General features: G+C 54.9%; 22 protein-coding genes. 3 read left to right on the top strand and 19 right to left on the bottom strand.

From position 1 onward, the window contains the following. The first annotated feature begins 19 nt into the window (after positions 1–19). Entirely contained in the window at positions 20–280 is a 261-nt protein-coding gene (locus ACHZBS_RS29665) for a hypothetical protein (protein ID WP_319410151.1), read from the top strand. A gap of 31 nt (positions 281–311) precedes the next feature. Then, complete coding sequence (locus tag ACHZBS_RS29660) at positions 312–2,276, top strand: response regulator (protein WP_319410150.1); 1,965 nt, start codon at positions 312–314, stop codon at positions 2,274–2,276. Positions 2,277–2,506: 230 nt separating this feature from the next. On the opposite strand, the gene ACHZBS_RS29655 is transcribed toward ACHZBS_RS29660, so the two are convergent. The 8 genes from ACHZBS_RS29655 to ACHZBS_RS29620 form a co-directional block, all read right to left on the bottom strand. After that, positions 2,507–2,941 carry a type II toxin-antitoxin system VapC family toxin gene (locus ACHZBS_RS29655; protein ID WP_319410149.1) on the bottom strand — a complete coding sequence of 145 codons (435 nt, stop codon included), beginning with the start codon at positions 2,939–2,941 and terminating at the stop codon, positions 2,507–2,509. Beyond that, complete coding sequence (locus ACHZBS_RS29650) at positions 2,938–3,168, bottom strand: type II toxin-antitoxin system VapB family antitoxin (RefSeq protein ID WP_319410148.1); 231 nt, start codon at positions 3,166–3,168, stop codon at positions 2,938–2,940. The genes ACHZBS_RS29655 and ACHZBS_RS29650 overlap by 4 nt, the downstream gene beginning before the upstream one ends. 1,116 nt (positions 3,169–4,284) lie before the next feature. Further along, entirely contained in the window at positions 4,285–6,210 is a 1,926-nt protein-coding gene (locus ACHZBS_RS29645; protein ID WP_319410147.1) for a serine hydrolase, read from the bottom strand. A gap of 65 nt (positions 6,211–6,275) precedes the next feature. Continuing rightward, positions 6,276–6,917, bottom strand: coding sequence for a TetR/AcrR family transcriptional regulator (locus ACHZBS_RS29640; protein WP_319410146.1), 642 nt, complete (start codon positions 6,915–6,917; stop codon positions 6,276–6,278). A gap of 409 nt (positions 6,918–7,326) precedes the next feature. Continuing rightward, the gene (locus tag ACHZBS_RS29635) at positions 7,327–7,527 is read right to left on the bottom strand and encodes a hypothetical protein (protein WP_319410145.1); all 201 of its coding nucleotides are present in this window, start codon (positions 7,525–7,527) and stop codon (positions 7,327–7,329) included. Beyond that, positions 7,524–7,787 carry a hypothetical protein gene (locus ACHZBS_RS29630; protein WP_319410144.1) on the bottom strand — a complete coding sequence of 88 codons (264 nt, stop codon included), beginning with the start codon at positions 7,785–7,787 and terminating at the stop codon, positions 7,524–7,526. The genes ACHZBS_RS29635 and ACHZBS_RS29630 overlap by 4 nt, the downstream gene beginning before the upstream one ends. Next, positions 7,772–9,715 (bottom strand): terminase gpA endonuclease subunit, encoded by a 1,944-nt coding sequence (locus tag ACHZBS_RS29625; protein ID WP_319410143.1) that lies wholly within the window; start codon positions 9,713–9,715, stop codon positions 7,772–7,774. The genes ACHZBS_RS29630 and ACHZBS_RS29625 overlap by 16 nt, the downstream gene beginning before the upstream one ends. Beyond that, positions 9,706–10,119, bottom strand: a complete 414-nt coding sequence (locus ACHZBS_RS29620; RefSeq protein WP_319410142.1) for a hypothetical protein — start codon at positions 10,117–10,119, stop codon at positions 9,706–9,708. The genes ACHZBS_RS29625 and ACHZBS_RS29620 overlap by 10 nt, the downstream gene beginning before the upstream one ends. 149 nt (positions 10,120–10,268) lie before the next feature. Here ACHZBS_RS29620 and ACHZBS_RS29615 point away from each other — a divergent pair, with 149 nt between their 5' ends. After that, positions 10,269–10,916, top strand: coding sequence for an outer membrane beta-barrel protein (locus ACHZBS_RS29615; protein ID WP_319410141.1), 648 nt, complete (start codon positions 10,269–10,271; stop codon positions 10,914–10,916). Positions 10,917–11,017: 101 nt separating this feature from the next. Here ACHZBS_RS29615 and ACHZBS_RS29610 read toward each other — a convergent pair whose 3' ends face one another. The 11 genes from ACHZBS_RS29610 to ACHZBS_RS29560 form a co-directional block, all read right to left on the bottom strand. Then, a complete protein-coding gene (locus ACHZBS_RS29610) occupies positions 11,018–11,239 on the bottom strand; it encodes a hypothetical protein (RefSeq protein ID WP_319410140.1) in 222 nt (73 codons plus the stop codon). After that, positions 11,239–12,009: a hypothetical protein gene (locus ACHZBS_RS29605; protein WP_319410139.1), complete on the bottom strand. Its 771-nt coding sequence runs from the start codon at positions 12,007–12,009 to the stop codon at positions 11,239–11,241. The genes ACHZBS_RS29610 and ACHZBS_RS29605 overlap by 1 nt, the downstream gene beginning before the upstream one ends. 9 nt (positions 12,010–12,018) lie before the next feature. Beyond that, positions 12,019–12,462: a hypothetical protein gene (locus tag ACHZBS_RS29600; RefSeq protein WP_319410138.1), complete on the bottom strand. Its 444-nt coding sequence runs from the start codon at positions 12,460–12,462 to the stop codon at positions 12,019–12,021. A gap of 19 nt (positions 12,463–12,481) precedes the next feature. Beyond that, a complete protein-coding gene (locus tag ACHZBS_RS29595; RefSeq protein ID WP_319410137.1) occupies positions 12,482–12,838 on the bottom strand; it encodes a hypothetical protein in 357 nt (118 codons plus the stop codon). 331 nt (positions 12,839–13,169) lie between these two features. Continuing rightward, positions 13,170–15,557: a phage/plasmid primase, P4 family gene (locus ACHZBS_RS29590; protein WP_319410136.1), complete on the bottom strand. Its 2,388-nt coding sequence runs from the start codon at positions 15,555–15,557 to the stop codon at positions 13,170–13,172. Positions 15,558–15,819: 262 nt separating this feature from the next. Further along, the gene (locus ACHZBS_RS29585) at positions 15,820–17,529 is read right to left on the bottom strand and encodes a ParB/RepB/Spo0J family partition protein (RefSeq protein WP_319410135.1); all 1,710 of its coding nucleotides are present in this window, start codon (positions 17,527–17,529) and stop codon (positions 15,820–15,822) included. Next, complete coding sequence (locus ACHZBS_RS29580; protein WP_319410134.1) at positions 17,499–18,053, bottom strand: hypothetical protein; 555 nt, start codon at positions 18,051–18,053, stop codon at positions 17,499–17,501. Before ACHZBS_RS29580 ends, ACHZBS_RS29585 begins: the two co-directional genes overlap by 31 nt. Further along, complete coding sequence (locus ACHZBS_RS29575; RefSeq protein WP_319410133.1) at positions 18,050–18,247, bottom strand: hypothetical protein; 198 nt, start codon at positions 18,245–18,247, stop codon at positions 18,050–18,052. Before ACHZBS_RS29575 ends, ACHZBS_RS29580 begins: the two co-directional genes overlap by 4 nt. Then, positions 18,240–18,440, bottom strand: coding sequence for a hypothetical protein (locus ACHZBS_RS29570; RefSeq protein WP_319410132.1), 201 nt, complete (start codon positions 18,438–18,440; stop codon positions 18,240–18,242). The genes ACHZBS_RS29575 and ACHZBS_RS29570 overlap by 8 nt, the downstream gene beginning before the upstream one ends. Continuing rightward, positions 18,391–18,756 (bottom strand): hypothetical protein, encoded by a 366-nt coding sequence (locus ACHZBS_RS29565; RefSeq protein ID WP_319410131.1) that lies wholly within the window; start codon positions 18,754–18,756, stop codon positions 18,391–18,393. Before ACHZBS_RS29565 ends, ACHZBS_RS29570 begins: the two co-directional genes overlap by 50 nt. Further along, complete coding sequence (locus tag ACHZBS_RS29560; RefSeq protein ID WP_319410130.1) at positions 18,743–18,973, bottom strand: hypothetical protein; 231 nt, start codon at positions 18,971–18,973, stop codon at positions 18,743–18,745. Before ACHZBS_RS29560 ends, ACHZBS_RS29565 begins: the two co-directional genes overlap by 14 nt. Positions 18,974–19,063 lie beyond the last annotated feature (90 nt).

The raw sequence follows: 19,063 nt of genomic DNA, 5'->3' as shown, positions 1-19,063 counted from the left end.
TTATCAAGGAGAGAGAAATATGGAAGACAAACATTACTATGACAATGCGGTTGGATTGTTAACCGCGAAATCCGAAGCATTAATTGAACAATATCCACGCCTGAAAAGACTGCAGTCGGAAGTCGATCGGCGACTGTCCAATGCCTCGGATAAAGATAGTCGGCAGGAGATATTGAACATCATGTATCATGCCAGCAGAAATGAACTGCATGCCGGATTAAATCGCCTGAACCGGCTATTGGACTCCTTTTCTGCACCTGAAACCGAACTGCTTTCATGAAACAACGCACAATAGATATGCGGGATCGTAAATGTCCATATCTCCGATAATCCTGATCGTCGATGACGAGCTTCGCATGTGCGCAAGCCTGGAGGCTCTTCTCAAAAGCAACGAATATGAGATATCCACGGCGAACTGTGGCCGGGCCGCACTGGTTTTATTAAATAATTTGGTATTCGACCTGGCCATTCTGGATGTCCATTTGTCGGATTTGACGGGCCATGCAATTTTGAACCATATCAGGTCCCATTGTCCTGACACCCCGGTGATCGTCATTACCGGGGATGCGGATCTCGACTCCGCGCTGTCCGCCCTGAGAAGCGGTGCGTACGACTACCTTCGAAAGCCGTTTGAATTTGATGAACTCCTCAAGACCGTGGAAAACGCCCTGGCTCAGAGAGCACTGAAAAGGGAAAAGGAAACCCTTGACAGGGAGCTGAACCTTTCCGAAGAAAAATACCGTTATCTGGTGCAGAACAGCCCGGACATAATCTATACGCTGGATACGGACGGGAATTTTACCTTCTTGAGCAGTGCGGTGGAACACCTGTTGGGATTTACGCCCGATGATTTGATCGGCAAGCACTATTCCACGATAGTGTGTGAAGAAGACCGGAAAAAGGCCAACTGGCATGTCAACGAGAGACGACGGAAAAATCGCGCCACGTCGGGGCTTGAACTGCGCCTGAAGCTTACCGGGCAGGTTTTGCGCCATACCCGCAAAGCCGACTTTTTGACCGTTGAACTCAAGTCCATGGGGATCTACGATCCATCCATGCCGGATGGGAAAGACCGGCATGTCGGCACCCATGGCGTTATACGGGACATCAGCCAGCGAAAGCGGCTGCAGGCCCAGCTGCAAAATGCAGAACGGATGGATTCTCTTGGCACACTCGCGGGCGGCATTGCGCACGATTTTAATAATCTGTTGATGGGCATTCAGGGCCGGTCATCATTGATGTCCATGGACCTGGATGAGTCGCACCCGCACGTGGAACATCTATCCGCCATCCATGAATACATCCGTAGCGCGAGCGAGTTGACCAATCAGCTGCTGGGATTTGCCAGAGGCGGAAAATACGAGGTCAAGCCCACCGATATTAACGAATTGATTCTCAAGACGGCCAGGATGTTCGGCCGGACAAAAAAAGAGGTCAGCATCCATACCCAATTTAAAAATAAGCCTATTGTGGTGGAATCTGACCAAAGACAGCTCGAACAGGTGCTGATCAATCTGTACGTGAATGCATGGCAGGCAATGCCCGATGGCGGGGAACTGTACCTTGGGACAAAAATTGTCGCATTGGACAGCGACTTTTGTGCCCCCTATCAACTGGAACCGGGACATTATGCCCATGTGTCCGTCACCGATACCGGTATCGGTATGGGAAGAAAGACCCTTCGGCGGATATTCGATCCTTTTTTTACCACAAAAGAAAAGGCCAAGGGGACGGGCCTGGGTTTGGCGTCGGCCTATGGAATCATAAAAAACCACGACGGAATCATCACTGTCTACAGCGAAGAGGGACACGGCGCAACTTTCAATATTTATTTGCCGATGTCCGACAAGATGGCAGTCCCGGATCTTCCGACAGACAGAAAAATCGCCAGGGGTTCCGGGACGGTGCTGCTGGTTGACGATGAAGATATGATTTTAGAAGTCGGCCAGGCGTTGCTGGAAAGATTGGGGTACCGTGTCGTAGCGGTAAATAGCGGGGAGGCGGCTGTTGAGGCAGTTCAACGGATGGGCTCGAAAATTGATCTGGTACTCCTGGACATGATTATGCCGGGAATGAGTGGCGGTGAGGCGTTTGATCGTATCCGGGAGATTCGGCCGCAGATGCGGGTCATCCTTTCCAGTGGATATACCATCGATGGGCAGGCCCGCCTGATCATGCAGCGCGGCTGCAACGGTTTTATTCAAAAACCGTTTAATGCGGCAGAGATCTCTCAGAGACTTCGGCAGTTATTAGACAGTGATGAATGGTCCGGATAAAAAAGGATTCCCATATCGAACAAATATGCGGAGATCTATGGTCATACTTTTATACGTTTCTATGGGGAAGAGGGATGCGCTTTTCTTATAAATTTCGGGATCCGGGGTTCCACCGTTGCAAGCTTCGTCAAGAGAAAAAACTCCTCCCCGAATAAAACTTGGCACCGATTTGCTTGACGACAAACTCACCGACTGGTTATTCCGTTCCGCATCATACCTGAGCTTTTTGTTTACCTCGGTTGCGGAGCCATTGATCGATCCGAACCAGTCACCCAATTTTCAATTTTTAGATTCGGTATCCGGGTAAATTCTTTTTCGTTGTTCGTGACAAGCGTGCAGCCAACGGAAAGTGCATGAGCGGCGATTAACATATCAAGCGAACCAATAGGTGTGCCCAGTTTTTCCAAACGGGTTCTGAGATCACCATAATAGTGGGCAGCGTCATCGCCATAAGGCAGGATTTCAAGGGGTGCGATAAATTGGGCCAGAGCCATCTGGTTCTGCTCGGGCCTCGAGCTTTTTGAAACACCGTAGGAAAGCTCGCTCAATGTAATCGACGATACCCCGATTTGAGAAATTTCAGTCTGCTTAAAACGCTCTATGACGTTGGCGGGCTTTCGCTTGATAAAATAAATACAGATATTTGTATCGAGCATGAATCTCATTCGAATGGCTCCCGGGAATCATGGTCGGGTTGATGTCTGCTATCCATAAAGTCCTCGGTAAACTGATCAAGACTGTTGACCAGGGAGGACCATGGATCGTCTTTTGGCAAAAGGACAACCATCTTGCCGATTTTTTTTATGAAAACATCATTTCCGGAGAACCTGAAATCTTTGGGCAGCCTTACCGCCTGGCTGCGGCCATTGATGAATATTTTTGCGGTTTGCATGGTACACCTCCGACTGACTTTGATAGATACCAAAGTATATATCTCGGTTGGGCGGAATGTCAATGAGTGGAAAACCTGAAGATTTCAGGATAAATTACTTGCGCGGCGCAAATAGACGAACCGCACAGTTAAATTTCGCGAACCTTGCCGGCCTTCACTGTTCCGGGGTGAAGTAAACCGCTTATAAGTTTAGGATCTATAGTAGAATTGATATCTTGACAAAATCGACCATTCTTTCTATAGGCAAAGTTCAACTGATCGGAAGCAGCTTTACAGCATTACGAAAATGCTTTATTCCCCATCATAATCGACGATAGCAATTCGTAAACAACCAAGGCCAAGAAGGCACGCGGGCGAAAGTCCGTTCACTTCCTGGCCTTTTCTATTTTGGGATCCTGCTTGAGGCAAGCCGTGTCATCGTTTGCCGATTTTCAGCAATGCTGCTGGAATTTTAAGCTTTTTTTCCAACCTACCCAGTATTTGTGCCTTGGCGTAAGGAAGAAGGACCATTGAATTATAATCTGGAAAAACGCATTTCTTCACGTCATCTTATCGAGGGGCCGATAACGCTGCATTTCAACATTGGGGAACCAAAGGAGATTCATGCCAATGTGCTAAATTGCAGCGAAGAAGGAATTTGCTTTCTTTCAAGGAAACGGCTTAGCCCTGGTGTTACCATTTTATTCAAATCCCTGAATTGTAGATACTTGTGTTCTTGCAAGGATAGAAAAGAATGTCTTCTGCGGTCCATTAGTTTCATAACTGTCAAGTGGTGCAAGGAAGACTCGCAAGATGGCGCGCCCGTCTTCATAATGGGAGCGGCGTATATGATGCCCCAATGATATGGTGTGATGAAGGGGATAATCATATGGTCAAGGGATTAAGATCTTTAATGCATCCGTTTTAGAAACTACAGGAAAGATCGAAGGTGTGGTTGCAGTTTCTGACAAACCCGATTCCGTTGATGGGTTACCTGTTATCACAGTTTTATTCTGACGACTTGGAACCGGGAGATAAGTGGATTTTTGTATTGTAAACCTTCAATAGTGTTATAGATATGATACCGTTAGAGGCAAATTCAAAAATAGTGTTTTGACTTGTTTCAAGAGGTTTAGTTTAGTCCTCCTTTTTGAGGGAAAAATCCGCACGATATCCAAAAAGTTTCCACTCACCACTAATCTCCTGCCCGAATCGTTTGGCAGAAAATGTGCCTTTGGAATCTGATGATACTCCAGACAGTGTTTTGCCTTCAATCGTATAGTTTCCGGTTGATGGGCCTTTCCGCGCACTGGGTTTTCTTTCCGAAACATAGGTATCATTCTCTAGGAAGGTAAATGAAAGAGTACCATTTAAGGAATCCGTTCCCTTCCAGGTGCCTAAAATATCTTTCTTGGTAATTGGGTCAGGATCTGGCTCATCTTCCAGTCCTCCAACATATTTTGTTAACCAGGCCCAAAGGATTGGCTTTTTTTCTGCCCACCACCTTTTCACGGGGTTGGTTTCGTAAAGCCTGCCATTTGCATTGTATGTCGCATTTCCCATGTCTGAGGCCGTGTATTTCAGTTCTTCGTCATTGAACTCAAGACGGACTTCTCCAAAACGAGCATCGCCAATATATCGATAGGTGTAGGCAAATACATTATTTTCTTTCCAGGTACCCTGGTAGGCGTAGAGCCTTCCATTTACTTCGGTGATTCGCGGGAGATTATCCAACCCGACGGCAAATGTGCGTTCCTCGCCCTGGAATAACTGCTTCATTACTGCTTGATCGCTGTTTGTTGAAAAGGTCAGGGTCAACTCCTGCATACCCAGCAGGTTTTTTTCAAAAACATAACGTTTCCCAGATACGGTTTCACTAATCTCCGGCATTGCAGAAACGGGCCTTTTCGCAGGCGGGGAGTGAACCGTGGCCAGCAGTTCCTTTAACGATTTTTGGGCAACCGGGTTAGGTTGCAGAGGTTCTTGAGACGTGGCGCTGGCTATAATATGGGATTTGAAGAGATTTTTAACCATCATGATTTGCCCCCCCACTGGTATTGTGCCAGTGAAAACGGCCACAATGTTTTGTTCGGGTGCAACTAAAATAAACTGCCCTCCTGAACCTATTGCAGAATAGTAGTCTTTTCCCACCCACCACTGATATCCATAAAATTCGGTTAATGTATCCGCCTTGATGTGTCTCTGAATGGAGTCTCTTACCCAGTCAGCTGAAACCACCTGATTGTGGTCCCATTTTCCATGGTTTAAGAACAGCCAGCCGATTTTGGCCATGTCATGAGGGGTTAATCGCAGGTTGGAAAATCCCCAGTCGATTCCCTGGGAATTGGTATCCCAGTATGCATCAGTTATCCCCAAAGGGGAAAAGAGATATTGCCTGGCAAAGTCAAGGCTATTTTTACCGGAGCATTTCTTCAGAATGACTGAAAGCAGATAGGTCGCACCATTACAATACTCGAAGACATCTCCCGGAGGTTCAAGCATTTGAAGATCTAATACATACTGCGCCCAGTCGCTGCTCCTCATCATTTCATAGAGTCCCGTTCTACCATGGAGATAACTATCTTTGCATTCAAAACCGGTCGTCATGGTTAGCAGGTTTTCCAGAGTCATTTTTTTCTTGGTTTCATCAATATTTGCAATGGCTTTGTCTGGAAAAAAGGATAAGACAGATTGTTTAACATCTTTGATGATTTTTTTTTCAATGGCGATGCCTATTAAAATGGACATCACACTTTTAGAGGAAGAGTAGAGGTTGTGCTTTGTATTTTCCGGAAATGGATAAAAATAGCTGTCCAATACGATATAACCATTGCGGACAATAGTAACCGAATCGACTTTTAAGGCTGAATCGTGAATAATCTTTATCATGTCAAACAGTTTGCCAGAGTCCATTCCCTGTTCTTCGGGGGTTGTTGTTTTCCAGCCGTGAGTCGGCCAGTAGTCAAATCGGCTGGGAGAGCCTGCCAGCAGTGTGTGTGAAAACAAAAGCGACAAAAAGATTGCTGTGATAAAAACAGTACAGTGCTTTTTCAGGATATCCATTGATCAATCTCCATTTTGCGGGGAAAAATCAATTCCACCTTCACTATATATACTCTGTTTGTTAATCAGAATTCTTTAAATTTACTGTGGTACTTCTTGTGGTACTCATTTAATGACACTTCGGTAACCTCATCCAACTGAGGTGTTTGCTGATATCCTAACAGCAGAGCATGACTGGCAGAGGTTAAATAACTGGAGATTAGCTTATTAGAATTGATGATTTCGCTATATCCCATGCTTACCGCAATGGCGATACCATAGCTTAACATGTACCTGGAGTATCGGATTCTGATAATCAACGCATCACTCAAGCCTTTAAAGCCTTCATAATCGGTTAACTGTGCAGTAAGATTCTTCCAGTTTTGTTGTTGCATTTTCCGATGTAGTTTCAAGTTGCGCCCGTCTATTAAGCATCGAAACAATTGATTTTCTTTTTTAGCAAATCGAACATATCCAATCGCTTGATCAACCCATCTATCTCCCGTGTACTCCTTAATCTCATATTCTTCAACCAGGCTCCATCCTTTGATGACAACTGCATCTTGCAGCTGCTCCATGTTTTTAAAATGAGAATAAATCGGCATTGAGGAGCAACTAAGCTTTTCGGCAACAGCATTCACAGATAAGCCTGCCCACCCATGTTTCCTGGCCAATTTGAAGGCTGTGTCTATAACATCGGTTTTTGTAAATCTTGCTTTCCTAGACATAAAAAACTCACTGAAAAATTATTGTCTCTCTCGGAGAATGAAAAAAAACCTCACCTTCAGGTGAAGACTTCAGTAGGCCAGAAGGGCCGGGATTGCCAAATTCCATCATAGCCGGTGGTTCGGCCGAATATATTCGTCCGCGCTTTAAAGATCGACTGCAACCCACCGCCTTCAGGCGTTGGCGCGTGAGTATAATTATATAATATAAATAAATTATATAAAGAAATTATATTAAAATGTCAAGCATTGTTTTGTAAGCGTCCAGTCAACCTCACCGCGCTATATTTTTGATAGACCGATCGTTCAACAACTGGCGAGATAAGGTCCGTATTCTCTTTGATTAAATGGTTTCCATTTAATTTTGCTGACATCAGTATGAGGTGCCAAATCACCAGTCTACCAAAATGAACTATTTACCCGCCTCGTTTTCCTTCGACGTCAGATCCTGAAAATACCGGTCCAGGTTGTCGGTATGGGCATAATAACGATTGTCGATGATGCGCACCGGCAGGCCTCGTTTGACGAATTTCATGATCGTGTTTTCGCTCATCTGCAGGTAATCCATGATCGCCTGCTTGCCGATCAGGATTTTATTGGAACTGGTTATCATCTTGATCCACCTCGACGTTCATGTGATGCGGTCCCGGTTTCCCGGTGGTGGTAATGCTTGTCCCTCTGCCCGACCATCCATTGGTCCAGGTCGATGTTCAGCGCCCGCCAGGGTCCGATGCCGTTGCGCTTCCAGGCGGGCAGGTTTTCATCAGCGACCAGCAGGTTGATCCGCTTGGGATCCTCCCGGACATAGGCTGCGATCTCCTCCGCATTTTTAAAGCAGACCACGCGCAGCGATTCGTTCATCGGTTCAGCCATCGGGGACGCTCGTAGACGATGCGGCGGGCTGCCGGCGGTTCTTCCGGCTCCGGCCTGGCCGCCGCCTTTTTTTGCGGATCCCGCTTCGGCCAGAACGAAACCCCCAGCACCTCGTGGGCCAGCAGCAACAGCGTTGCGCAGTCCCAGGCGTGGTTCGGCCGTTCCTGGGGGTTCTCCCATACCCCCTTATCGTTGATGCCCTCCACGGTCATCTGCCGGGCCCAGTCCTGGGTCAATTCCCTGTGGTAGTGCCAGCATCCCGGATCCCCGGGGGCGATCTCCAGGATCCCGGCCAGCTGGTTCTTGAAATAGTTGGTGTCGAAGCGCACCAGTTTGATCCCCCCCGGGATCGGCTTTTTGGAACCCGGATAGTATTCCCGGTTCGAATAACCATAGGGCGTGGCCATGGTCTGTTTGCCCATGGTCGGCAGGATCCTGCCCCGGTGCATGCGGCAGAAATCGTAGACCTCGCTGGTGCGGTGTCCCATGGCGTCCAGGAGGGCGAACCGGACCGGGTACACCTTTCCATCGGCATCCTCGTACTGGTCGGCCCACAGCACCTGGGCCAGGGCCTCGAAGGTCGGCACCTTGCCTTCGCGGATGCCCCAGGAGGCCCGTTCCATCCCGTAGCCGAAGGCCCGGATCTCGTAGTACAGGCCGTCGTCCTGGGTGTCCCCGCCGGCCAAAAGGCAAGCCACTTTCCCCCCGGAAGGAACCATGCCCCGCGGCCGGTCGTCGGCCAGGGCCAGGATGCGGTCCTCGCTGCGCTCCACCGCCACCGTCAGCCACGGCTCGGCCGCATGGCCGTTGCGGAAGTCCTTCATCTTGTTGCGGTTGCCCAGGCCTTCCAGGAAGGCATGGGCCACCTCCCACAGCTTGACGAAGGGACTCAGCCAGGAAGGGATGTGGAACCCGATGGTCACCGGCCGGATAGAACTCAATGCCGCATTCAGACCCCGGCCCTTGCCCCGGTCGCGCCACTCTCCCGCCCGGACCGCCAGGTCCCGGTCGGCGTCATCCCATTTCGCCGAACAGTGGACGCAGTCGTACCAGGCCGACTGCTCGGCCTTCATCCTCAGGGGATCGCGCAGGTCCTCCGGCCAGCGGATGTTCTCGAAGGTCATTTTCTGATAACCGCCGCAGCGGGGACAGCTTACCCAGTAATCGAACACCAGCTGGCATTCGGTGGTCAGCGCCCGCCAGATGGGACCGGTCTCCACCGACGGGGAGCTGGTCCGCCAGATCTTGCGCATGTGGGCGAACGTCCGCGTGCGTTTCTTGGCCAGGTCCGTGGGACTGGCCTCTTTTTTGGTGGCCGTCTCCGGATACTTGTCCTCCTCGTCCAGGACCACATAGGGCAACGGCTTGTTGGCCAGCCTGGCCGCGCTGTTGGCCCAGGCCATGTAGATGATGGCGTTCTGCAGCTTGATCTTGTTGGAGGCCAGGTCGTCGGCGTACCCGGTGAGGTAGGACCGCAGCCGGGGACTGTCCTCGAACATGGGCCTGATCCGGTCGCTGCTGTTCTCCCGGGCCGTGTTCTCGTCAGGCATGACCACCAGGGCGTTGCCGGGCCTGCGGTCGACCGCATATCCCAGGCAGGTGTAGTTGATCTCCGATTTGGCCGTCTGCGGCGCCGCGCACACCACGATCTCCTGGACCGAGGAAAAGAAGCTGGCGTCCAGGATGCCGGCGGCATAGGGAACGGTCGAGTTCTTCCAGCGTCCGGGCACCGCCGCATCCTTGGGCAGATGCCGGTGGCGCTCGGCCCATACCGACGGCCGGATTGCCTTTTTTTTCTTCAGCACGCGCCGCTCAGCCCTCGAGAACCGCACGGAGGAAACACCGCTGCCCAGCTGCTCGAGCTGCTCCTCGGTCAGCCACCCGGTGCCGATCGGCACCGGGTGGCTGAAGAAATCGATCATGGCCATTGGAACGTCTCCCCGTCCTCGATCATGGTTTGCATGTACAGGTGCAGGGCGAAACCGAATTCGAGGATTGCATACTCGACGGTGGGCCCCCAGGCCGAGCAGCCCGGGATCTGAGCGGAAGAAGCGAAATAGCCTTCATCCTCAGCAGAAAACGCGATGGTCACCTCGAATCGAAACTGGTCCGGCTGCCCGGGCGAAGAAGAAGGCGGCTTTTTCTCTGCGGCGTTGCGTTGTATCTCCTCAAAAACTTCAAGCATCGCTTTCTCGAGGTGAGGGGCAAGCCCGTCACCCGAGACCGTTACCATCCTGTGCTCGAGCAATAGCGCATGCTCGGCTTTGAGGTATTGGTACAAGGACACCATCGCCATGGCCAGGCAGGCTATCCAACCTGATGTCTCAAACATATTTAATCTCCGTAGATACCTATTCATCAATGGAAAAATCTCATTTTTTCACTAAAGTGAGTTCTCAAATTTGCCGATATTCTCTTTACTCGAAATTTTTTTGAGCACAACCCACTCATTCAAACCCTAAACAATTGAAAGGAAAAAAGATGCGAAAGTTGGCTTATGCTGTTGCAGTGTTGATGCTTATGGTTGTACCGGCAGAAAACGGTTCCGTGGCTTCTGCAGCCGAAGGGTTCTATCTGGGTGTTCAGGGCGGAATCAACGACATGGAAGACACGGAAAGCGAAGGTGCTACAGGTGAAATGGACAGCGGGTATACGATTGCGGCTGTTGTGGGATACGATTTCGGTTATTTTCGCTTGGAAGGGGAAGTTGCCCATCGCGAAAACGATATCGGCGCGATCACCCTCCTCGGAAATGATACTGTATCCAGCGGTGACGTGACCTCAACTGCCTTCATGCTCAACGGATACCTGGACATGGAAAATCGCACCCCGTTTACCCCTTATCTCGGTGCAGGTATCGGTTACAATTTTGTGGAAGACAACGGTACGGCCGTATACGGGGGTTCAACAACCGTCCGGTATGACGACAGCGATTCCGTTGCGGCCTACCAACTGACCGCCGGCATTGCCTGGGACGTGACCAAAACATTCGTTCTGGATCTTTCCTATAAATATCTATACTCCGATGACATTGAGGTTGCCGGAACCTCCAATTGGGGAGTAACGAATACAGGTAAGATCGATTATGAAAGTCAAAATTTCATGATCGGCCTGCGATGGTATTTTTAGAATTCCACGATGACGCTGGTCTTGGGATTTTTCGTAACCTGAAATCGCAACGCCACCGCAAATTTTCAAAGAGCGATGAAGCCGGAAAATATCCGGCTTCTTTAATTTCGAAGGGACCTGGACTCCTCAGGATTAAGGCGGTTGAAATTCTGAAAACTTGCCAAGTGGTGTTCCCAGTCGGTCGAGATAAAGTCGATATGGTCGACCCGGGCCGCCTCCGGGAAGATTCCGTTCCTGTCCTTGTAGTACTTCCGGTTCGGATAAGCTTTCCGGGCGACATATCCGCCGGGAGAACATGCCCGCATCGCCTGCAGCATTTCCATCAGTCCCTCCTTTTCACGACCACACCGATCTCGTCCATACGGCCGAACTCGTCGAGCAGCTCGTCGATCACCGGATAAACCTGATCACATAATGCCTGGGGTTTGTTCCGGGCCTTTTCGATCGCGGCGATCCAGTCGCTCGCGTTGGTCCGGACCGCATGCTTCAATCCGGCTTCCAGGGTGGCGATCTTCATGGCCGTGTGCAGCTCGACCTCATCGATCTTGCGGTACAAGCCCCGGTCCCTGGCGTTCTCGAACTCCTTGCGGTCGGCATCCTCCTTGGCCTTGCGCGTTTCGTGGCGCAGCTTCTGGATGTTGAGATCCTCGGCCTCGTCCGCCCGGTTGAACCCGGCCTGCATCAGCTGCGCCCGGGCCACATAGGCCATCACCTCGGTCATGGTGATGGCTTTCTTGTCCGCGAACGAGAGCAGCCCGGACCGCCGGTCCTGGTACACCTTGGACTTTTTTATTGGTTCATCCCGGCCGGGGGCACAATACCCCTCGACCCGCAGCCACCGGGCCACATCGGCAATGGTGCCGACGGTAGTATCCCTGTCCTGCAGGGCGGTACCGGACCCTTCGACGTCCGCCACCGCCTCGGCCAGGGCCTTTTCCGAGGCCTGCCAGTCGCGCAGCTTCGATGCCGTGCTCTCCTGGTTGTAGGCCTTGAGGGTGGACACCGTGGCGTTGTACAGGGTCGTCAGCCGGGCCTTGTCGCTGTCGCCGACGGTCTTTAAAAGCGTGTCGATCCGGTTGCGGTCGATGTTCATCGGGTATTCCTAAACCAGCTTGGGGATCTCGGGCAGCTCGAGGGGTTCCAGCTCCGCGCCCCAGTCCTGCGTTATTTCAAAACCCACACTGCTTTTGTATTCGGTTTTCTCCAGCTCGTGGAACGTGTGGGGCACGTTCATCTTCTTCGCGAGGATGAGCTCGTTGGCCGTTCCCTTGCTTCTGCCGTCATGGATGAAGATCGCCCGGTCGCCGTCGTTGAGTACGTCCACGGACCGGTGCTCGAACGCCCCGCGCAGGTACTTGAAGTTCAGGAAGTGCAGCTTGAGCGGGATCGCCTTTTCCTTGCACAGGTCCCGGGCCACCTTGCACACGCCCTCGGGTTCGGCATGGGTGACGATCTCGGTGATCCCGTGAGCCTCGATCTCCTCCATGAGCAGGATCTTGACCCGTTCATCATTGAGCGTCCGGCTGCCGTGCACGGAGAGTTTCATGCGCTATCCTTCCAATGAGTCATTCAAACCGCCGCATGCGGATTTCGCCGGTGGAGACCAGCCGCAATATCTCCGGTTTGGCATCCAGCAATAACGCCGCCGCCTCGAATGCCGCCTGGATCAACTTGCCGCCGTCGCGGTTGTCCACGGACGCGGTGAACCGCATGCTCAACCCGCTTTCGCCAACCAGACCCACCCTGGCCCCAAGCTCCGGATGGGCGTCCAGGTATTCGCGCAGGGCTCCGATCTCCGGTACGCTGCGCCATCCCTTCACCGGGCTGCCGGCCGCACGCCGGTCCGGTTCCCCCTCTTCACCGGGGCCGCACGCCCCTGAGGTACCGTATTTCTGCCGCAGCTTTTCCAGGGATTCCGTCATGTCTGCCCCCTCTCCCCTCGTTAACCCCACGCCGCCCAAAGGCCGGTGCCAACGCCGGGCTGATCCGGGTGATCCGGGTTTGATCCAGGTTGGGCGGTGCAACCCGGATCACTTTTCAACCTGTAATTCCAGCCAGTTGTTGCTACTGATCCAGGTGATCCATGTTTTTTTCTATAAAAAAGCTCCAGGGGATGTATGACGCGCGCACATACACGCGCGTACACGCGCACGCGCATATATGTTCCTTAAACCCGGATCACCCGGATCACCATACGTAACCTGTTGATATTTTGGGCCGGAAGTGATCCGGGTATACCTGGATCAACCCGGATCATCCCGGATCACCGCCATCCGGTATCAGGGCGATTCCGACCAGGGTCCGGGTAGGCACGCCGCCGACCCTGGGTCGATACTGCCGCAGGTTGGTCACCGCGGCCTGCAGTTCCCTGAAAAAGTTCTCCTTGCCCATTACCGAGTATCCACTTCCGTCGGCATATCGCTTATAGCGGCGATAAATGTCACTCTTGGCAGTCTCGTAGTTCTGTCCGACCATGCATTCGTCCTCGACGAAGCATAACACCGGGTTGTTGGCCCGCCGGTGTTCCATCAGGAGTGCCCGTGTCTCGTCATCGTCGGTGAACCCGTTTTGCGACCACAGCCGGTGCAGCCCCACCAGGGCCCAGTGGAAGATATCCGACAGCTCGGCGATCAGTTTCTCCTTGAGCAACGGATCGCCGTCCTCGAGGAACTGGCGCTTGAACAGTACCGGCAACAGCTTGCGGAACACGCCGTCGCTGTTGTCCAGGATCCGGGGCAACCGGTTGCCGGCAAAGGCCAGCTTGCAGTGCGGTCTGAAGTGAAATGCATTCATGTGTTTGTAGGCCGCGCTGATCGCATCCCCGGAGGTGATCGCCTTGAAATACGCCGACTCGATGGCCCGGTTGCCGATCTCGGTGCTGATGTTGAGCACCTTGCCGTAGAGGCTGGACCGGTGGAACTCGTTGTCCAGGTCGTTGAAGCTGGTGGCCGAGCAGTTCTCGCTGCCGACCAGGGCCTCGAGGATGGAAAGCAAAGTGCTTTTGCCGTCCGCTCCGGGGCCCAGCAAAAGGAGCGCCTTTTCGTAGCGCACCTCGCGGGTCAGGCAATAGCCGGCGAACTCCTGGATCTGGGCAATCGGCCCGGGCGTCTGGACAGTCTCCTCCAGGAACGTTAAAAACCGGTCGCAGCGTCCCTTGCCGTCCGGATCGAAGGTCACCGGCAGCTGGTAGGACGCGAAAAAATCCTTTTTGTGGGCGACTAGCTCCAGCGACCGCAGGTTGAGCATGCCGTTTTTCAGGCAGACCCAGTTCTCGCGGTCGTTGAGTGTCCGGCCGTGGGGAAGCGATGACAGCCGCTTGGCCTGGAAGGCCGCGTCGCGTACCCGCGACTGCTGGGCTTCGTCGCCCAAAAGCTCGATGCAGCGGCGCTCGATATAGTCGTCGGCGTAGCGCTCGAAAAAGGCGCCGTTCCACTTGTGCACCAGGCCGCTGTCCGGATCGCAGAGGATCTCCACCTCTGCGCAGATCCGGTCGGCCAGTAGCCGCGGCTTGAACGATACCCGGCCGCCGGGGCCCATATCGAAGAAATCGGTGGCGCAGGCGTTTCTGGCCGCATCCACGGTGACCGTCTCGGCGGCATCGATGAGCGCCTGCAGGTCCGCCGCGGTCTTGCCGTGCCTGACGAAAAAATCGGTAAGGTCCTGGCCGTGATCCTTTGGCCAGGTTTCATCCTTGTCCCGCCCCATCCATGCCGGCCATTCCAGCAGGCGAACACTCCCGGCGACCTTCACCAGGCTGTCGCCGGCGTGCCGGGCGTAAGCCTGTCCGGGCTGGTCGGCATCGTAGGCGATCACCACGTCGCGGCCGGCAAGGACAGCTGCCTGTTCCGCAGGCCAGTACTTGGTCTTGCTGGTCTGGGTGATGGCGTCGAAGCCGTTGGATACGGCGCAGATCACATCGGACTCGCCCTCGACCACGAGCACCGTCCTGTCGGCGGTCATGGGCCGGGCCGGGAACAGCCGGGCCTTGCCGGTACCGGGGGCGAAGCTGAAGATCTTCATGCGCCGGGCCCCGGGCTTGTAGCAGCGGATGTTGCCCAACACCCCGTCGCCGTCGAACACCGGGATGGCCACCCGGTCGGCCCGGTCGATGGCGATCAGCTTCCCTGCAGCCTTGTCCCAGCGCCGGGTCTGCAGGCGCAGGTCGAACTTTTCGATCGCCTCGGCGGACCACCCGCGCTCTTTGCCCAGGCGCGTGCGCCAGCTTTCGGGAAGAGACGGCATGGCCGCCCAGGCCTCGGCCAGCTGGGTGATGGTAATCCTGTGGGCTTTTGCAGACGGTTTCGCGCCATCGGCCGGCGTCTTCCCGCCGGCGCCGGCGCTCTTGTCCCGGTCGTCCGATCGCGTGCGGATCCCGTGACGACTGCAGAAGACCTTGAAGTCGTCGGTGGTGTTGCCGGTGCCCCTGGTTTTCGACCACAGGCGGATCAGGTCGCCGTGCACCTGGCAGGAGAAACAGTTGTAAACGTCCTTGACGATGTTGTAGGAAAACGAAGGATTGGTCTCTCCATGAAACGGGCAGAGGCCGTGAAGCTCGTCGCCCTGGCGGTCGCCGTGCACCTCGAACAGGCCGCGGGCGATGGCTTCGCGCTCGGCCTCGCTCAATTCAAGCGCCTTACCCATCAGTGAGTGTCCCGTGATCGATTGATGACCAAAATTCCATTTTCCATTGCATTTGCAAAATTTAAATGGACGCGACTGTCGGGCTTTCTTTCACCGCTACAGAAAAGGTCCCAGGAAGGACCCGCTGTATATCCAATGATACCATATGGTTACAATTCTGGCGGGCCGGTCCTGTTTTTGGGGGCCGGGGGCGCCGGAATCGCGCAGCCGGAAAGACCGGACATCCCCCGGGGGCGGCCGGTCCGGCGGCTCTTCCCGGAATCTACGAATCGTTTGCGCAATCGGCGGGCGGATCGCCCAGGATCTCCCCGGGCACCATGCCGCTCGTATCCGCTCCGGACTCCAGGAACACCCGGATCAGCTCGCCCTTCTTGCAGGCCTTGAAGGCCTTGCGCTTAAGCGTATCCGCGAGAAAGGCCTGCGCCTGGGGATCCTCGAACAGGCCGAAGCTTTCCCCGAACGCCATCATTTCTGCCTTGGTTTTCTTGTCGAGATATTCGGCGGTGAAGCGCCACTCGCCGGCCAGGTCGATGCCGATGTGACGGGCCACCATGCCGCGCTCTTCGGTGGCGTAGTCGTCGGAAAGGATCGCCTGCAGGGCCACGGCATTGATCTCGTCTTTGATATGCAGCATGTCCATGCCGGCGATCAGGGAGAACAGCGCCTCGGAGTCCAGGCGGGTGAAGTCGCTGTGCGCATACAACTTTTTACCGGTACGGGGATGGCGCTCCATATACCAGTCGTGGATCCGGCCGTTGCCCTTGACGATGGTGAACAGGGCCACCTGGTTGGCGGTGATGCTGCCGGGAACGACAGTCTCGAAGCGCTGGGGCAGCTGCTCCTGGAAGAACGCCTCGCGGAAATACTTGCCGTGCCAGGCCACACGCGGGCCGTCCTGCTTTTCGGGTCTGGAGTTGCCGGAGGCGGCGGCGCCGGTATCGGAAGACTTGCTTGCCTTGGCCGCCTTGAAGCAGGCTTCGTCGCCGAAGCAGGCGCGGTCCTCGCTGGACTCGCCGCTGAGGTACAGGATGGAAAGATGGTTCTCGCAGGAGCGACATTTCTCCGCGATCCGGTCGCTGCCCCAGAAGTGATGGCAGTCGTTCCAGCCGACCTCGTCGTCAAACCGGAACCCGGTGGTGCCGAACTTCTTCGGATATTTGGTGCGGCTCCAGGTCTTGAGAAGATGAGCGGACTGCTTCTGCTTGAAACAGGCAGGGCGGTTGCAATGATCATCGCCGGATCCCATATCGAACAGCTTGATCTGGACGCCGGTGTTCTGGGTGCAGGTGAGACAGCCCTCGGCCTCGATGTCGAACCGGGCCGACTTCAAAGCCGGGGAGATGCGTTGGATCATGTCCTTGAGTGCGGATACGGAGACGGGCCTGTGCCGGCTCTCTTGGATCATTTTATCGAACACCTGCATCCGCTGCTGCTTGTCGTCCATGCGCGCCAGCTGCTCCAGGTGGCCATATTTGAGCTCGCCCTTGCCCCAGGCGGTCAGGATCTTCTTGGGCAGACGCAGGATCATCAGCCGCCGGCGGATGTACTGCTCTTTTATGCCGGTGCGCTGGGCCAGCTCCGGGATGGCGTCGACTCCCTTGCGGTCCACGAAGATTTTAAAGGCTTGCGCTTCCTCCAGGCCGTCCAGATCCTCGCGCTGCAGGTTCTCGATGGTCTGGATGTCCAGGGCGGTGTCGTCGTCCATGGGCTGGACCATGGCCGGGATCGTGGCGGACTCGACGCCGCCGTTGGCCTCGGCCACCGTCATCCGGGCCCGCCAGCGCCGCTCGCCGGCGACCAGCTCGAAGGGCGTTTTGCCGTCAACCGGCCGGACCAGGACCGGCTCCAGGACACCGACATTGGCGATGGACGCCACCAGTTCGTCGAATTTGGCGCCGCTGAACGACTTGCGCGGGTTGAACGGCGACGGCGCGATGGCCGTTACGCTGATCTCCTCGAATGTTCGTTGCATGCTTGCCTCCCTGGTGTGTGATCGGTGGGTTTGCCGTATTCGGGCAGGTTGCTCGGCAGGGTCGGGTGGATGCCGTCGAAGGTGATCCGTGCCCTGGCCGTTTTGGCCATCAGGTTCACGCAGATCGCCGCGGTCTGCAGCAACCGCTTGTTGAGTTCGACCTGCCAGTGGGGATTGTCCATGCGGATGGCGTCGATCCTGGCCACCCGTTTGCGGAACATCCGCCGGAATTCTTCCAGGCCGCATGCGCCGTTCATGTCCGCCCACAAAAACTCCTGGATGGCCCTGGCCGCTTTGATCACATCGGCAATGTAGCGCTCTTCATCGGTCAGGGTCGTTTTCTGATCGGGACCGAAGAACTGCTCGATGCACGTCGGTATGCCCCCGCCGGATGCGCAGGCGATCTCCTCAATGATCATCGAGGCCTCGGTGGGATCGATGCCGCAGTCGTCCAGGTGTTCGGCGAACGACTGAAACTCGCGGATCAAAAATCCGGCCACCAGTTTTGCGTCGGTCGGTTTCATGGCTCCTCCTGTCCTTTCGTTGAAAACAGCTCCCGGTCCGGCCCGGGCATGGCCATGGCCACCCGGTCCGGCGACGGCCGGTCGTATTCGGTCAGGATCCTGGCCAGCCGGCACTCCGGACAGAGGTAACCGACCAGCTGCTCACGCGGGACGATGAGCCCGCAGCGGCACTGCAATCCCGGTTCGTCATTCATGCTTTTTGCCTTTCCTGAAAATCCGCTGCCACAGCCAGGCCGGTATCACCACTGCGCCGGGCGCAAACTGGACCAGGTCGCGCCTGAGCCGCAACGGGCTGACGGAATCTTCCACCGCCACCGTTATCCAGTCCGGATTCGAATCATCCAGGATGCCCGATATGGGAACACGCTCCACGCGTTGCATTCTCATCGGTGTTGGACTTTCCATGGCGGCGCCGGGTCCGGGCGGTAATCCCCATGCGCCGCAGGTATCCCGACATCCCGCCCAGGGTGCAGCCGATCGATGCGGCCATGGCCGTAAAGGTCATGTCCGTTTTGACCATGGCCATGATGTCCCGGTGATGTTTTTTCAGATCGATGCGAAGGGGTTTTTTGACGAACGCCACCGGCTTGCCGTGCGGATCGGCAACGGCCCGGCGGCGCCCGGCGGTTACCGGTACGGGAATCGTGGTGTCTGTAAGCCGGCCGCATTGTTTGCAGACACAGGCGATCTTAATCGTTTCCATGCAGCGCCTTTTCCGTCCGGAAAGGGTATTCCCGGCTGACAGAACGATAGTCCCTGCCCGTCGGGCGCGATGCGCATTCATCGGCGGCATCGAGAAGCGCCCTGGCCAGCTCCCGCATCTGTGCGGGGGTCATTTCTGCGCCCGAACCCGGAAGGTCGACTATAGCCAGTGGCCGGTTGCCGGCGGTTCTGGCGTGACGGACGTTTAAAACCTTCATGGGAAGTCCTTTCAGATTGCCCCGTTGGCAGGCTGATTTATTCAGCCGCTACTTGACCCGTCGGGGCGGTCGGGGAGGAGGCATCCGTTG

It is taken from the genome of uncultured Desulfosarcina sp., from assembly GCF_963664155.2.
In the GTDB taxonomy this organism is placed as follows: Bacteria; Desulfobacterota; Desulfobacteria; order Desulfobacterales; family Desulfosarcinaceae; genus Desulfosarcina.
This window is presented reverse-complemented; position numbering and strand designations above follow the sequence as displayed.

What these genes read in the sequence shown, in the direction of transcription:
- ACHZBS_RS29665 (WP_319410151.1), top strand. Translation starts at nt 20, where the DNA reads ATGGAAGACAAACATTACTATGACAATGCGGTTGGATTGTTAACCGCG.
- ACHZBS_RS29660 (WP_319410150.1), top strand. Translation starts at nt 312, where the DNA reads ATGTCCATATCTCCGATAATCCTGATCGTCGATGACGAGCTTCGCATG.
- ACHZBS_RS29655 (WP_319410149.1), bottom strand. Translation starts at nt 2,941, where the DNA reads ATGAGATTCATGCTCGATACAAATATCTGTATTTATTTTATCAAGCGA.
- ACHZBS_RS29650 (WP_319410148.1), bottom strand. Translation starts at nt 3,168, where the DNA reads ATGCAAACCGCAAAAATATTCATCAATGGCCGCAGCCAGGCGGTAAGG.
- ACHZBS_RS29645 (WP_319410147.1), bottom strand. Translation starts at nt 6,210, where the DNA reads ATGGATATCCTGAAAAAGCACTGTACTGTTTTTATCACAGCAATCTTT.
- ACHZBS_RS29640 (WP_319410146.1), bottom strand. Translation starts at nt 6,917, where the DNA reads ATGTCTAGGAAAGCAAGATTTACAAAAACCGATGTTATAGACACAGCC.
- ACHZBS_RS29635 (WP_319410145.1), bottom strand. Translation starts at nt 7,527, where the DNA reads ATGATAACCAGTTCCAATAAAATCCTGATCGGCAAGCAGGCGATCATG.
- ACHZBS_RS29630 (WP_319410144.1), bottom strand. Translation starts at nt 7,787, where the DNA reads ATGGCTGAACCGATGAACGAATCGCTGCGCGTGGTCTGCTTTAAAAAT.
- ACHZBS_RS29625 (WP_319410143.1), bottom strand. Translation starts at nt 9,715, where the DNA reads ATGGCCATGATCGATTTCTTCAGCCACCCGGTGCCGATCGGCACCGGG.
- ACHZBS_RS29620 (WP_319410142.1), bottom strand. Translation starts at nt 10,119, where the DNA reads ATGTTTGAGACATCAGGTTGGATAGCCTGCCTGGCCATGGCGATGGTG.
- ACHZBS_RS29615 (WP_319410141.1), top strand. Translation starts at nt 10,269, where the DNA reads ATGCGAAAGTTGGCTTATGCTGTTGCAGTGTTGATGCTTATGGTTGTA.
- ACHZBS_RS29610 (WP_319410140.1), bottom strand. Translation starts at nt 11,239, where the DNA reads ATGGAAATGCTGCAGGCGATGCGGGCATGTTCTCCCGGCGGATATGTC.
- ACHZBS_RS29605 (WP_319410139.1), bottom strand. Translation starts at nt 12,009, where the DNA reads ATGAACATCGACCGCAACCGGATCGACACGCTTTTAAAGACCGTCGGC.
- ACHZBS_RS29600 (WP_319410138.1), bottom strand. Translation starts at nt 12,462, where the DNA reads ATGAAACTCTCCGTGCACGGCAGCCGGACGCTCAATGATGAACGGGTC.
- ACHZBS_RS29595 (WP_319410137.1), bottom strand. Translation starts at nt 12,838, where the DNA reads ATGACGGAATCCCTGGAAAAGCTGCGGCAGAAATACGGTACCTCAGGG.
- ACHZBS_RS29590 (WP_319410136.1), bottom strand. Translation starts at nt 15,557, where the DNA reads ATGGGTAAGGCGCTTGAATTGAGCGAGGCCGAGCGCGAAGCCATCGCC.
- ACHZBS_RS29585 (WP_319410135.1), bottom strand. Translation starts at nt 17,529, where the DNA reads ATGCAACGAACATTCGAGGAGATCAGCGTAACGGCCATCGCGCCGTCG.
- ACHZBS_RS29580 (WP_319410134.1), bottom strand. Translation starts at nt 18,053, where the DNA reads ATGAAACCGACCGACGCAAAACTGGTGGCCGGATTTTTGATCCGCGAG.
- ACHZBS_RS29575 (WP_319410133.1), bottom strand. Translation starts at nt 18,247, where the DNA reads ATGAATGACGAACCGGGATTGCAGTGCCGCTGCGGGCTCATCGTCCCG.
- ACHZBS_RS29570 (WP_319410132.1), bottom strand. Translation starts at nt 18,440, where the DNA reads ATGAGAATGCAACGCGTGGAGCGTGTTCCCATATCGGGCATCCTGGAT.
- ACHZBS_RS29565 (WP_319410131.1), bottom strand. Translation starts at nt 18,756, where the DNA reads ATGGAAACGATTAAGATCGCCTGTGTCTGCAAACAATGCGGCCGGCTT.
- ACHZBS_RS29560 (WP_319410130.1), bottom strand. Translation starts at nt 18,973, where the DNA reads ATGAAGGTTTTAAACGTCCGTCACGCCAGAACCGCCGGCAACCGGCCA.